This window comes from Streptomyces sp. ID05-26A (assembly GCF_033794685.1).
Classification (GTDB): domain Bacteria; phylum Actinomycetota; class Actinomycetes; order Mycobacteriales; family Pseudonocardiaceae; genus Lentzea.
The window spans coordinates 2,947,567-2,961,029 of the sequence record NZ_JARAYZ010000001.1; the positions used below are offsets into that span (position 1 = coordinate 2,947,567).

10 protein-coding genes and 1 tRNA gene are annotated in these 13,463 nt (G+C 68.1%); 6 read left to right on the plus strand and 5 right to left on the minus strand.

Translation table 11 applies throughout. The features are described 5' to 3' along the window. Positions 1-21 precede the first annotated feature (21 nt). The 3 genes from PV646_RS14640 to PV646_RS14650 all read right to left on the minus strand — a co-directional run bounded on the left by PV646_RS14640 (position 22) and on the right by PV646_RS14650 (position 3,041). Positions 22-1,701 carry a GGDEF domain-containing protein gene (locus PV646_RS14640; RefSeq protein ID WP_500341949.1) on the minus strand — a complete coding sequence of 560 codons (1,680 nt, stop codon included), beginning with the start codon at positions 1,699-1,701 and terminating at the stop codon, positions 22-24. Between the two features lie 40 nt (positions 1,702-1,741). After that, a tRNA-Gln gene (locus PV646_RS14645) sits at positions 1,742-1,812 on the minus strand. A gap of 89 nt (positions 1,813-1,901) precedes the next feature. Next, positions 1,902-3,041, minus strand: coding sequence for an alpha/beta hydrolase family protein (locus PV646_RS14650; protein WP_500341950.1), 1,140 nt, complete (start codon positions 3,039-3,041; stop codon positions 1,902-1,904). 173 nt (positions 3,042-3,214) lie between these two features. Here PV646_RS14650 and PV646_RS14655 point away from each other — a divergent pair, with 173 nt between their 5' ends. From PV646_RS14655 to PV646_RS14665, 3 genes are all read left to right on the plus strand, one after another. Next, entirely contained in the window at positions 3,215-4,156 is a 942-nt protein-coding gene (locus PV646_RS14655) for an acyl-CoA desaturase (RefSeq protein ID WP_500341951.1), read from the plus strand. Positions 4,157-4,174: 18 nt separating this feature from the next. Next, positions 4,175-4,789 carry a TetR/AcrR family transcriptional regulator gene (locus tag PV646_RS14660; protein ID WP_500341952.1) on the plus strand — a complete coding sequence of 205 codons (615 nt, stop codon included), beginning with the start codon at positions 4,175-4,177 and terminating at the stop codon, positions 4,787-4,789. Positions 4,790-4,885: 96 nt separating this feature from the next. Beyond that, positions 4,886-5,881, plus strand: a complete 996-nt coding sequence (locus PV646_RS14665; protein ID WP_500341953.1) for a hypothetical protein — start codon at positions 4,886-4,888, stop codon at positions 5,879-5,881. 332 nt (positions 5,882-6,213) lie between these two features. On the opposite strand, the gene PV646_RS14670 is transcribed toward PV646_RS14665, so the two are convergent. Both PV646_RS14670 and PV646_RS14675 read right to left on the minus strand, forming a co-directional pair. Next, a complete protein-coding gene (locus PV646_RS14670) occupies positions 6,214-7,323 on the minus strand; it encodes a PQQ-dependent sugar dehydrogenase (RefSeq protein ID WP_500341954.1) in 1,110 nt (369 codons plus the stop codon). A gap of 7 nt (positions 7,324-7,330) precedes the next feature. Continuing rightward, positions 7,331-7,864, minus strand: coding sequence for a DUF4291 domain-containing protein (locus PV646_RS14675; protein ID WP_500341955.1), 534 nt, complete (start codon positions 7,862-7,864; stop codon positions 7,331-7,333). Between the two features lie 149 nt (positions 7,865-8,013). Here PV646_RS14675 and mfd point away from each other — a divergent pair, with 149 nt between their 5' ends. From mfd to PV646_RS14690, 3 genes are read left to right on the plus strand one after another with little or no spacing between them, the layout of a single operon-like run. Then, positions 8,014-11,565, plus strand: a complete 3,552-nt coding sequence (gene mfd, locus PV646_RS14680; RefSeq protein ID WP_500341956.1) for a transcription-repair coupling factor — start codon at positions 8,014-8,016, stop codon at positions 11,563-11,565. A gap of 14 nt (positions 11,566-11,579) precedes the next feature. Continuing rightward, on the plus strand, positions 11,580-12,521 hold the full coding sequence (locus tag PV646_RS14685; protein ID WP_500341957.1) for a hypothetical protein: 942 nt from the start codon (positions 11,580-11,582) through the stop codon (positions 12,519-12,521). Next, positions 12,518-13,438, plus strand: coding sequence for a nucleoside triphosphate pyrophosphohydrolase (locus tag PV646_RS14690; RefSeq protein ID WP_500341958.1), 921 nt, complete (start codon positions 12,518-12,520; stop codon positions 13,436-13,438). The genes PV646_RS14685 and PV646_RS14690 overlap by 4 nt, the downstream gene beginning before the upstream one ends. Positions 13,439-13,463 lie beyond the last annotated feature (25 nt).

Sequence of the window (13,463 nt, forward strand, 5' to 3'; positions counted from 1 at the left end):
TTTCGAAGTCCGCGGACCAGCCTAGGCCTCCGCGGACGGCTCCCCCGCCACTGCCGCAACCTGGCAGCCACCCTGGCGCTTCGCCACGTACATCGCCGAGTCCGCCCTTGACAGGGCCTGGTTGGCGGATTCACGGGGGCGCAGCGAGATGACGCCGACCGACAGCGTCACGCCCCTGGAGAGGTCGATTGGCAAGCCTGCCACCGCATCCACGGCCCGGCCGAGTGCTGCTTCGGCGGCGTGCAGAGGGGCTCCCGGCAGCAGTACGACGAACTCGTCGCCGCCGTAGCGGGCCACCATGTCGTCACCCCGCAGGGCCTGCCGGAGTGTGCTGGCAATCACCCGAAGAACATCATCACCATCGGCATGTGAATGCCGGTCGTTCACACCCTTGAAGCCGTCGAGGTCGACCAGCGCGATCGAGAACGGATCGACCTGACCGGCGATGAGTTCGCCCATCTTGTCGTCGAGCGCGCGGCGGTTCGGCAGGCCCGTCAGCGGGTCCTGCAACGCCTGTTGCGCGATCTGACCGTGCGCGCGCGTCAGCCGTTCGTGCTCACGGCGCGTCTGCAGCGTGGCCACGCGGGACTCGCGCATCTGCCACAGCTCCAGTTCCAGGGCCGCGTTGTAGGCCTGCAGCGCCGACGTCGTGTGCGGCCCGCACAGGTGCGCGTACTCGCGTTCCAGCGACAGCACCAGCGACGGTTCCGACGTGTCGTGCTCCATCTGCGTGCGCGTGTCGTCGAGGACCTTCAGCGCGTCGTCCAGCCGGTTCGCCTCGACCAGGCACCGGGCCAGCGCGATCGCGACGATGATCAGCTCCCGCGCGTACATCGACAGGCCGCGCAACGACCAGAGCCGGTCGAGGTGGCTCTCGGCCGGGCTCGTCAGGGCGTGGGCGGCACCGAGGATCGGCACCTGCTCGGCGGCGGGGACGTCACGCCGGCCGGGGTGCAGCGACTGCCGGAACGGCACCTCGGCGGCCTCGGCGAGCCCGGAGGCGACCTTGAACTGCTCGGCCGCGGCGTCGTGCAGGTTCACCCGTTCGAGGCGCATGCCCCAGCCGATCCGCAACCGCGCGCGGTTGACCAGGTGCACGTAGATCTGATGGGGCTGGCCGCTCTCGCGCAACGCGTTGTTCGCGCCCGCCAGCACGTCGTCCGCCATCTCGTAGACGCCGAGCTGGGTCAGCACCAGCGCGATGTCCTGAAACGTGTTGGCCAGCAGCTGGTCCCAGATGCGCTTGTCGAAGACCGGGTCGACGTCGGGTTCCTCGTCGAGCATCATCGCGAGGGCCGACGCGATCTCGGTCAGCGCCTTGTCCTCGGCGTTGCCCAGCAGGAACCGGCGTCCGCGCAACGCCCGCGCGTCCGCCTCCAGCACGAGCAGGCCGTGGCGGCGGCAGTGGGCGAGCATCTCGTCGAGCTGGGGGTCGGACATGTCGACGAGGCCCGGCGTGACCAGCCTGACCACGGCCGCGGCTCTGAGCAGCTGCGCGACGATGCGAGGCTCACCACGACCCTGCGCCTCGGCGAGGATGTGGTCGATCTCGGACGCCGCGTCCAGCTGTGCGGCGAGGTGGCTGCTCTGGGCCACGGCGACGAGTTCGCTCGCGCGACCCACCAGCCACGCGTCGGACATCTCGTGATGGCGGTGGCCCACGTTGCCCTGCTCGTCGACCGTTTCCTCGGGCAGCTTCACACCTCCCAAAGAGCGCGACCCTGTGCCCTCAAGGCCCTTGCTCCGCCACCAGGATTCGAACCTGAACCATCTGAACCAAAATCAGAGGTGCTGCCTTTACACCATGGCGGAACGGGCGAACTCGCGCCCGCCCACGCGCACATGTTGTCACGAGTGGTCCTCTTCTTGTCCAACCACCACTCGCTCGGCTCAGTTCAAGATCATGGCCGGGCGCCGATTGACCTGGTCAGAAAGTCCCCGAGGGCCGTTCGATACGTGTCCGTCGCCACATTCCACCCGGACGTGTGGTCGGCACCCGGGATCTCCACGTACTGCAGCGGCCACCCGAGCCCGCTCGCCGCCGTCGCGAGGTCGCGGGAGGACTGGGCGGGCACCGTGCCGTCCGCCGAGCCGTGGATGAGCAACGTCGGCGGCTTGAGCGCCGGTGGGCTGGCCACGAGGTCGAACCGGTCGAAGTCGATGCCGGTGCGCCACCCGGACACGACCTCGGCGACCGGCGTGAGCCACGTCGGCACGCCCCGGTTCTCGGCCTGCAGGTTCAGCGTCTGCGTCCAGTTCGTGACGGGGGAGTCGAGCACGACACCGCTGACGGCCGCCGCGAGACCGGACCGGGCGAGGGTCTGGCCGACGATCGCGCCGCCCATCGACCAGCCGTAGAGCACGACCTTCTTCGCGCCCTTGTCCTGCGCGTACCTGATGGCGGCCTCGACGTCGTGCCACTCGGTGTCGCCGAGGTGGTAGAGGCCGTCGGGCGACTTCGGCGCGCCGGCGTCGTTGCGGTAGGTGATCAGCAGGACGGGCAGCCCGGCGCCGTGGAGCTGGGGGACCACCCGCAGCGCCTCCTCACGCGACGCGCCCCGCCCGTGCACGGTGATCACCCAGGTGTCCGGGTTCGAGCCGGGGACGAACCACGCGGGCATGTCGCCGAGTTCGCCGGGGACCGCGACGTCGCTGAAGACCAGCCCGAGCGCCGTCTTCGGAGTGCCCTCGTAGACGTCGGTCTCGATGCGCACCTTCGTGCCCTCGGGCGGTGCGGTGCCTTCGAGCAGAGGACGTTCCACGCGGCCGTCCTTGTTCGACGCGACGTCGCCGACCTTCGCGGTGCCGCCGGGCCAGACGATGCCGAACGTGCCGCGCAGCGTCGTGAGCTTCGATTCGGCGAGCACGACGTTCTTGTCGTCCACGCCGAGCGACGTCTCGGGGTAGCGCCGCGGCACTTCCTCCGGTTCGAGCAGCTCGCCGCTGTAGTACCAGCCGACGCCGCCCAGAGCCGCTGTGACCAGCACGAGCAGGACGAGCAGCGAGGTCACGGTGATCCGGATGATCTTGCGTCTGGCCATGTCCCGATGATGCCGCGCCGAGGTCTCGATTCCGCGCGACACAGCGCGGCGAACCTGAGAAAGGTCCATGAGTTTCCACGCGAGGTATGGCGACAGCAGGCGGCCCTAACCTACGCTTCCGTAAGTTACGGTCGCGTAGGTATGTCCACCCCTCACCCCGCAGAGGTTTCCGGATGACTTCGACTGTGAACAGGTCCACGGACCAAGGTCCCAAACCGCTGTTCGACGGGCGACGCAACAACGCCGAACAGTCGGGCGTGTACGTCTTCGTCGTCGTTCCCCTGCTCGCACTGCTGGCCGCCGTCCCCTTCGCGTGGGGCTGGGGCCTCGGCTGGGTCGACGTGGCGCTCTTCGTCGCCTTCTACTACCTCACCGGCCTCGGCGTGACGATCGGCTACCACCGCTACTTCACGCACGGTTCGTTCAAGGCCGGGCGCCCGCTGAAGATCGCGCTGGCGATCACCGGCTCGATGGCGTTGCAGGGCCCCGTCATCGACTGGGTGGCCGTCCACCGCCGCCACCACGCCTTCTCCGACCGCGAGGGCGACCCGCACTCGCCGTGGCTGTTCGGCACCGGCCCCGCGGCGCTGGCCAAAGGTTTCTGGCACGCGCACATGGGCTGGTTGTTCGCCCGCGACAAGACCAACCACCAGCGCTTCGCCCCGGACCTGCTGGCGGACAAGGACATCGTGTGGGTCGACAAGCACTTCGTGCTGTGGACGACGATCTCGCTGGCCACGCCCGGCGTGCTGGGCGGGCTGATCACGTGGTCGTTCTGGGGTGGCGTGACGGCGTTCTTCTGGGCCGGTCTGGTCCGCGTCGCGTTCCTGCACCACATGACGTGGTCGGTGAACTCGATCTGCCACATGGTGGGCGACCGCCCGTTCGCCGTCCGCGACCGCTCCGCCAACGTCTGGGCGCTGGCGATCCTGAGCTTCGGCGAGTCGTGGCACAACCTGCACCACGCCGACCCGACCTCCGCGCGGCACGGTGTGAAGCGCGGTCAGATCGACATCTCGGCCCGCCTGATCTGGTTGTTCGAGAAGCTCGGCTGGGCGACGAACGTCCGCTGGCCGAGTGAACAGCGGCTGGCCAGGATCACCGCGAAGAAATGACCTTTGTAGGCTGAATCGATGGCCAGGGTGAGGATGACGGGCAAGGAGCGCAGGGAACAGCTCCTGGACGTCTCCCGCGCCCTGTTCGCCGAAAAGGGCTTCGACGCGACCTCGGTCGAGGAGATCGCACACCGCGCCAGCGTGTCGAAGCCCGTGGTCTACGAGCACTTCGGCGGCAAGGAAGGCATCTACGCCGTCGTCGTCGACCGCGAGATGCAGCGCCTGATGAACCAGATCGTCGACGCGCTGGACATCGACGCACACCCGCGTGAGCTGCTCGAACAGGCCGCCTGCGCGCTGCTGGACTACATCGAGGGCTCGACGGACGGGTTCCGCATCCTGGTCCGCGACTCGCCGGTCGCGTCGACCTCGGGCACGTTCTCGTCGCTGCTCAACGACATCGCGTCGCAGGTCGAGCACGTCCTCGCGTTGCACTTCGCCAGGCAGGGCTACGACCGCAAGCTCGCCGCGCTGTACGCGCAGGCGCTGGTCGGGATGGTCGCGCTGACCGGGCAGTGGTGGCTGGAGGCGCGCAAGCCGAAGAAGGACGAGGTGGCGGCGCATCTCGTGAACCTGGCGTGGAACGGGCTGTCGGCGATGGAGCACAAGCCGAAGCTGCGCAGCCGGTCCTGAGCTGCGTTCGGCTGCTTGGCCCGGCGGGCGAGTTTGGTAACAAACGCACTCCTGCATGCGACAAGTCGAGCACGGGAGCTCGGGCAGAAGGTTGCGATGCTGATGACGACTGCGGCCAGTATCTTTGAGGGAACTCAATTCAACGCAATGTCGCTGGCGGTCACCACGGTTGGTCTTCTCGTGAGTATTGCCGCCGCCTACTTTGCCCTTCGGGGACCCCGCGCTTCTGAAACTGCACTCTTTTTTCGTGAGCGCTCTGTCGCTTCCATCTTGTCCAGTGCTTCTCATGAGATGACCGGGATTGCGGTAACGCGAAACGGCGAGACGTTGATCCAGCCTCACATTGCGGTTGTAGAAATTGAAAATAATGGCCGGAAGGCCGTGAAGAGTGATCATTTCGATCAGGATCGCCCAATCGTGATCGACCTTGATGCTCCTGTTGTGGAAGTAATCAGATCCTCTTACCTGCAGGGGGAGGAAAGCGTCGGCTTCAAGAGTTCGATCGACGGCACGGAGGTGCGCCTCGGTCCAGACCTTCTGCCTGAGAAGGCGGTACTTACGGTTCAGGCGCTCACTGCGGGCAGGCCCCAGTTGAAGTCGATTGATTGTCGTCTCGCGAACATCAAAAAAGCAATTCGGACGCAGAATCCTATTCAGGTCGCGGCAGGAGGTCTGCTCCGGCGCGGAGCGTTGGTGGTGGTCGCAATTTTGATAGGTGCTGCCGCCGGTGGTGCGATAGCTGCCGCTCAAAAACCTGCCGTAAGCGTCAAGTTGGCGCACATGGCGGTTTCTTCTGTGTCGCAGGATGATCAGAAGCAGGTGATCGATGATGTCGAAATCTATGTGCAAGGGTACAACTTCAAGGAGAAGGAAGGGCTCAGTCTCACGATAACCGACGATCAGAATAGAGTTCAGCGTGAGGAGGATGCTTTCGTGGCTGATGCCAGCGGAGGGTTCGGATGGACGATCGTCATGGCCACACGCGGAAATCGTATGGCGAGTGCATCCAGTCGCGGTGGAACGGTGTTTCTCAACATCGTTCGTGCTGATGGCGGCAAGCTCGTCACCGCGTTCGAGCTAAAAGGTTCGTGATCGTCGCGGCTGGGTGCACATCTCGTTCCCCTTGGCAGTGGACTGCGCTGCGCTGCTATACGCCGCAGTGGCAGTCGAGGACCAGGACTCGCCCCTGTTGCCGCTGAGGCCGTTGAGTGCGCCATCGGACTCGCTGACGACGTCTCGCTGAAGCTGCGCAGCCGGTCCTGAGCTGGTTGCCGTAGTGCAACTGCACGGCTGGGCGGCCCGGTCTTAGTGCATCCCGCCGAACCCGTGCACGCTGTGAAACGGACCGAGCACTCCTCAGCGATGACTCACGTGAAGCCCGGTGTCCGAGCCGTGCGTCGAGGGGTCGTACGGCTCGGACGGCTTCACGCGGTTCCGGAGAGCCTCAGCAGCTTGTCGTCGGTGCCGTTCGACGTCGTGACGTAGAGCGATCCGTCCGGCGCGGTGCGGGCGGCGCGCAGACGGCCGTACTTGTCGTTCAGCTCCTCGGGAATGCTGACGTTCTGCACCTTGCCGGCCGCGTCCAGCGTGAAGAGCATCAGCTTCGAGCCCTTCAGGGCCGTGATCGCGAGCTTGCCGTTCCAGAACGCCGCCTGGCAGATCGCCTCGGTCGGTGAGCCGGACGACCACGCCGCCGGCACCGCGTCCGGGAACCGCTGCAGGTCCGTCATCGGCACGCTCTCGTCGTACCCGCTCTTCGTGCCGCCCTCCGACGGGTCCCAGCCGTAGTTGGCGCCCTTGCGCAGCAGGTTGACCTCGTCGTCGACGCTCGGGCCGTGCTCGCTCGAGAAGGCCTGGTCGCTGTCGGGGCGGAACACCACGCCCTGCACGTTGCGGTGGCCGTAGGTGTAGACGCGGCGCTCGTTGGCGTTCGCGGAGGTGATGAACGGGTTGCCGGCCGCGCCCTCGCCGGTCTCGGCGTCGATGCGCAGCACCTTGCCGCCGAGGCTCGTGCGGTCCTGGGGATTGCGGGCCTGCGCGATGTCGCCGGTCGCGACGTACATCGAGCCGTCCGGTGCCAGCGTCGGGCGGCAGCCGGAGTGCCGTCCGCTGGAGTTCGACGGCATGCCGGTGAGCAGGTCCTTGGTCTTGGTCGCCGTGGTGCCGTTGAGGCGGAACGTCACCAGCCGCACGTCGCGGACGGTGTTGTAGCAAACCGTGAAGCGCTGGTCGTCGGGATGGATCACCAGGCCCATCAGGCCGCCCTCGCCGCGTGCCTGGAGGTCGGTCAGGTCGATGTCGACCGGCGTGACCTGGCCGTCGCGCACCAGCTTGATCGTGCCGGGTCGTTCGGTGACCAGCATCGCGCCGCCGGGCAGGAACCCGATGTCCCAGGCGTGCTGGAGGCCGCCCGCGACCTCCTCGACCTTCAGGCCCTGGGGCGCCGGAGCCTTCGACGGCGCGTTGCCGCCCGGTTCCGGAGCCGAACAAGCGGCGACGACCAGCACCAACCCTGCAGCGACGATTGTGCGCATGTCCCAACTATGCGTTTTGTGCCGTGGAGGTTCCGTAAGGCCGCTCTACGGGCAGCAACGCGCGCGCTCCGTCCAGATCACGCGCACGCACCTTCTCGTGGACCTCGCGCGCAAGGGACGTCACGTCGGTGATGCCGACCGTCCACTCGTTGACGTACATGTCCACGGCCTCGCGCGTCAGGCCGATCTGGATGGACCGGTGTTCCAGCGCTTCGTGGTTCAGGCCGCGTTCCGGGTCCCACTGCACGCGCACGGACGGCTTGCCCGAGATGCTGCTCGCCACGGCGTTGGAGACCGCCCAATCAAATCCCGTACGGGTGATGCGCACGGCCAGCACGCGCTCCTGGCCCTCCTTCTGGGCGTAGCCGCAGCGGTACATCATCCAGAGGAACGACGGCTTGATCCACGTCATCCGTTCCATCTTGAACGGCGGCACGAACCGTTGGGCGGCCACGGCCGATGCGGCGATGGCGGGTGAATAGGCCTGGTAAACCACTATGGACTGATCGTCGTAGTCAGCCCTGATCTCTTTCGTCGACACGTGCACAGGGTGACGGACGGGGTCGCGCTCGAGCCACCCGATAAGGGGTCGCGGAACGAGCTATGGTGGGTGGTGAGACCCCTCGTCCCAGGCAGGGGTCTGTCCGGCGTTCGCTCGGCGCCCATTCGCACTCGACCGGGGTTTCTCACATGCCGCTGCTCGGCCTGCTCGATGGTGTCCTGCCCGACAAAGCCCTTCGCACGTTGATCGACTCCGCCGGTGTCCCCGAGCTGGAGCTGGACGGCCCGCTGGCCGCCCGCCCGCTCGTGGCCGCCGCGCTGTCCACTGCGAAGCCGGTCCTCGCCGTCACCGCCACCGGTCGCGAGGCCGAGGAACTGACGAACGTCCTCAAAGACCTGATCGGCCCGGACAAGGTCGCGTTCTTCCCCAGCTGGGAGACGCTGCCGCACGAGCGCCTCAGCCCGCGGGCGGACACGGTCGGCGCGCGGCTGCAGGTGCTGCGCCGCCTCAAGCACCCCGAGGGCGACCCGATCCGGGTCCTCGTCACGACGGTCCGCAGCCTCATCCAGCCGATGGCGCCGGGGCTGGGCGACCTGACGCCCGTGCACCTGAAGGTCGGCGAGGAGCAGGACTTCGTCGAGCTCGTCACGCGCCTGGCCGAGAACGCGTACAGCCGCGTCGACATGGTCGAGAAGCGCGGCGAGTACGCGACGCGCGGCGGCATCCTCGACATCTTCCCGCCCACGGCGGAGCACCCGTTCCGCGTCGAGTTCTGGGGCGACGAGGTCAGCGAGATCCGGCCGTTCTCGGTGCAGGACCAGCGATCTCTGCCCGAGGAGGTCGTCGAGTTCGTCGCGCCGCCGTGCCGGGAGCTGCTGCTGACCGACGACGTGCGGCAGCGCGCGGCCGAGCTGGCGCTGGAGCACGAGTCCGACGCGCACCTGGCCGAGATGCTGGAGAAGATCTCCGGCGGCATCGCGGTCGAGGGCATGGAGGCGTTGATCCCGGCGCTCTGCCCCGGCGAGTTGCAGCTGCTCACCGACGTCGTCGACCCCGGCACGCACGTCCTGCTCAACGACCCGGAGAAGATCCGGGCCCGCGCGGCCGACCTGGTGCGCACCGGGCAGGAGTTCCTCGAGGCGTCGTGGATGGCGGCCGCCGCCGGCGGCAAGGCGCCGATCGACCTGGGCCGCAGCGCGTACCAGGGCATCGGCGAGGTCGCGGAGGCGGCGAAGGCGAACGGCCGCTCCTGGTGGACGCTCAGCCAGCTCACCACGGACTCGAAGGACGTCGTCCACCTCGACGTCAAGCCCGTCGAGGCCTACCAGGGCGACGTCGAGCGCGCGTTCGCCGACCTGAAGGCGCACACGGCCACGGGAGGCGTGGCCGTGCTGGTCGTGCCCGGCGCCGGTACCGCGCACCGGGCCGAGGAACGGCTCAAGGAAGCGGAAGTCGCCGCCGTCTGCGTCGAATCCCTCGACGAGGCACCGAAAGCCGGCATGGTCACGGTCGTGCGCGGCGCGCTCGAGGACGGCTTCCTGCTGCCGGACCTCGCGCTGGTGGTGCTCACCGAGACCGACCTCACCGGTGGCCGCGGCGGTACGTCCACGAAGGACATGCGCAAGATGCCGTCCAAGCGGCGCAACGCGGTGGACCCGCTGGCACTCAGGGCCGGCGACTTCGTGGTGCACGAGCAGCACGGCATCGGCAAGTACGTGGAGATGGTCCAGCGAACGGTCGCGGGCGCCACTCGCGAGTACCTGGTCCTGGAGTACGCGAGCAGCAAGCGCGGCCAGCCCGGCGACCGGCTGTTCGTGCCGACCGACCAGCTCGACGAGGTGAGCCGGTACGTCGGCGGCGAGCTGCCGACGTTGAACAAGCTCGGCGGCAGCGACTGGAAGAACACGAAGTCCAAGGCGCGCAAGGCGGTCAAGCAGATCGCGGCCGAGCTCGTGCAGCTCTACGCGGCCCGACAGAGCGCACCGGGCCACGCGTTCGCGAGCGACACGCCCTGGCAGCGCGAGCTGGAGGACGCCTTCGCGTTCACCGAGACGCAGGACCAGATGGCCGCGATCGACGAGGTCAAGGCCGACATGGAACGTTCCGTGCCGATGGACCGCGTCATCTGCGGTGACGTCGGCTACGGCAAGACGGAGATCGCGGTCCGCGCGGCGTTCAAGGCGGTGCAGGACGGCAAGCAGGTCGTCGTGCTGGTGCCGACGACGCTGCTCGCCCAGCAGCACCTCAACACGTTCGCCGAGCGCATGCGCCAGTTCCCGGTGGTCGTCAAGGGACTGAGCCGCTTCACCGACCCGCAGGAGTCCGCGCAGACCATCGCCGGTCTCGCGGACGGCGAGGTCGACATCGTGATCGGCACGCACCGGCTGCTGCAGAAGAACGTGCGGTACAAGGACCTGGGCCTCGTGATCGTCGACGAGGAACAGCGCTTCGGTGTGGAGCACAAGGAACACATCAAGGCCTTGAGGACCCACGTCGACGTGCTGACGATGTCCGCGACGCCGATCCCTCGCACGCTGGAGATGTCGCTCGCCGGCATCCGCGAGATGTCCACGATCCTGACCCCGCCCGAGGAACGGCACCCGATCCTCACCTACGTCGGCGCGTACGACGACAAGCAGGTCGGTGCGGCCATCCGGCGCGAGCTGATGCGCGACGGCCAGGTCTTCTACGTGCACAACCGGGTCTCGACGATCGAGAAGGCCGCGAAGCGCATCCGCGAGCTCGTGCCGGAGGCCCGCGTCGTGACCGGGCACGGCCAGATGAACGAGGACAAGCTCGAACACCTCATCCAGGGGTTCTGGGAGCGCGAGTACGACGTGCTCGTCTGCACCACGATCGTCGAGACGGGTCTCGACATCTCCAACGCCAACACGCTGATCGTCGAACGGGGCGACCTGCTCGGCCTGGCCCAGCTGCACCAGCTGCGCGGCCGTGTCGGCCGCGGCCGCGAGCGCGGGTACTCGTACTTCCTCTACCCGGCCGAGACCCCGCTGACCGAACACGCGCACGACCGGCTCGCGACGATCGCGCAGAACACCGAGCTCGGCGCCGGCATGGCCGTCGCGATGAAGGACCTGGAGATCCGCGGCGCCGGCAACATCCTCGGAGCCGAGCAGTCCGGTCACATCGCGGGCGTCGGCTTCGACCTCTACATCCGGCTGGTGGGCGAAGCCGTCGAGGCGTTCCGCAAGCACGCCGGGGCGGACGGCGAGAGCGAGGAGGAGCTCGCCGAGGTCCGCGTCGACCTCCCCGTCGACGCGCACATCCCGCACGAGTACGTGCCGGGCGAGCGGCTGCGGCTGGAGGCCTACCGCAAGATCGCGGCCGCCACCGACGAGGCGTCGCTGATGTCCGTCTGGGACGAGCTCAAGGACCGCTACGGCACCCCGCCGGAGACGGTCGAACGCCTGCTCGGCGTCGCCCGGCTCCGTCACGCGTGCCGCCGCCACGGGGTCACCGAGGTGATCGCGATGGGCCAGAACCTGCGGTTCGCGAAGCTGGAGCTGCTCGACTCGCAGCTGGTCCGGCTGCGCAGGCTGTTCCCGAAGGCCGTCTACAAGCAGACGATGGGCACGGTCACCGTGCCTAGGCCGACGGAGGGAGCGGCGGGCGGCCGAATGGGTGCACCGCAACTGCGCGACCAGGAGCTGTTGGACTGGTGCGCTGCGTTCCTCGACTCACTCGCGGGGACTCCCGTGACCCCGGTCACCAAGGCGTGAGAAGGTAGATCCTCGTGAGCACTGTTCTGAAGCGTTTCTCGCTGGTCGGTGTCGCCGTGGCGCTACTCGCCACCGGTTGCGGCACCGGGCCCGCCAAGGCCGGCTCGGCCGCGATCGTCGGTGATCAGACGGTCAATCTGGAGACCGTCCAGGAGCGCACCGTGAAGGTGCTCAAGAAGGAGCCCGCGGCCCAGCAGATGCAGGGCCAGGGCAAGCTCGACCAGGTCTCGCGGCTCGTGCTGGCCGACGAGATCAACCACAAGATCGCCGAGCGGGCCGGTCAGCTCGAGAACATCACGGTCGACGAGACCAAGGTGTACGACGCGATCGCGGAGAAGGGCGGCGCCGAGGCCGCCTCCAAGCAGAGCGAGCAGGACGAGACCACGATCCACCGCCACCAGCGCGACGTGCTGGTGATGGGTGAGCTGGCCCGCCGCAATCTCTCCACGCTCCAGATCGTGATCGACTTCTTCCAGGTCCAGGACCCGAAGGAAGCCAAGGAGAAGGCGGCCGAGGTCGCGGCCGACTCCTCGAAGATGGCGCGGTTCGTGCAGGAGGCCCCGCGCACCACCGGCGGCCAGCAGGCGTCGGCGACGGGCCAGAAGGTCCGCGTCACCGAGAACCCGTCGCTGGTGCACACGATGCTGTGGGGCGTGAAGCCCGGCACCGTCGTCGCTTTCCCGGCCGACGAGCAGCAGTCCAGCTGGATGGTCGCGCTGGTCAAGGAGCGCAACAAGGTCTCGCCGGTGCCCGGCGAGGAGGACCTGATCGAGCGCATCGACCCGCAGTTGCTCGCGGCGTTCGGCCTGCGGATCGCGCAGTTCCTGACCGCAGACCAGAAGATCGAGGTCAACCCCCGCTACGGCGTGTGGGACCCGACCAACGCGCAGGTCGTCGGCAGCGCCGGTGAGCGCGCCGGGTACGTCGGCGTGAGCACGACCAAGAACAAGTCTTGATCACCGTCGTAGTCCTCAGCGAGCGGCTCGGAGCTGTGCTGCCTGCTGCCGCCCTGCCCGCGTTGCGTGCCGCCACGGCCGTCTACGCGGGCGAGGGCGTGCCCTCGGAGACCTGGTCCGCCCTGGGTGCCGACGGGCCCGTGCCCGCCGACGTGGAGGACGGCGCGGTGGTGATCACGACCTCGGCCGCCGCCTACCCGGACGCCGAGGTGATCACGACGCCGGAGCCGCTGGGCGCCGGACTGCTCGACGCGGCCGCGGTCATGCACCGGCTGCGCTCGCCGGGCGGATGCCCGTGGGACGCCGAGCAGACCCACGACTCGTTGCGCCAGTACCTCGTCGAGGAGACCTTCGAACTGCTGGAGGCGATCGAGGACGGCGACCGCGCGGCGATGCGCGAGGAACTCGGCGACGTGCTCCTCCAGGTGCTGTTCCACGCCCGTGTCGCGGCCGAGGACGCCGAGGATCCGTTCGACATCGACGCCGTCGCGGCCGAACTGGTCGCGAAGCTCGTCGGCCGGCACCCGCACGTCTTCGAGGGCAACGACCCGGCCGTGCACGACGCGACCTCGCAGCAGCACCGCTGGGAGGAGCTCAAGCAGGCCGAGAAGCAGCGTGAGTCCAGTGTGGACGGTGTGGCGATGGGTCAGCCGGCCGTCGCGCTGGCCGCGAAGCTGGTGCAGCGCACCAAACGCGCGGGCTTCCCCGTCGACCTGCTGCCGGAGGGCGACGACACGGGCACGACGTTGTTCGCCGTGACCGCTTTGTCCAAGCTCGCCGGGGAGGACCCGGAGACGGAGCTCCGCCAGGTCTGCCGCCGGTTCGCCGCGAACGTGCGCGAGGCGGAGGCCAAGGCACGGGCCGAAGGTCTTGATTCTCTTGCAGCTGAAGACTGGCGGCGTTTTTCGCCCTCCTGAAACGGTGGGCGTGGGCTAACGTCGA

Bases quoted from the DNA above. Each gene is read 5' to 3' on its own strand.
- mfd (WP_500341956.1), top strand. From the start codon at position 8,014: ATGCCGCTGCTCGGCCTGCTCGATGGTGTCCTGCCCGACAAAGCCCTT.
- PV646_RS14665 (WP_500341953.1), top strand. From the start codon at position 4,886: ATGCTGATGACGACTGCGGCCAGTATCTTTGAGGGAACTCAATTCAAC.
- PV646_RS14670 (WP_500341954.1), bottom strand. From the start codon at position 7,323: ATGCGCACAATCGTCGCTGCAGGGTTGGTGCTGGTCGTCGCCGCTTGT.
- PV646_RS14655 (WP_500341951.1), top strand. From the start codon at position 3,215: ATGACTTCGACTGTGAACAGGTCCACGGACCAAGGTCCCAAACCGCTG.
- PV646_RS14650 (WP_500341950.1), bottom strand. From the start codon at position 3,041: ATGGCCAGACGCAAGATCATCCGGATCACCGTGACCTCGCTGCTCGTC.
- PV646_RS14660 (WP_500341952.1), top strand. From the start codon at position 4,175: ATGGCCAGGGTGAGGATGACGGGCAAGGAGCGCAGGGAACAGCTCCTG.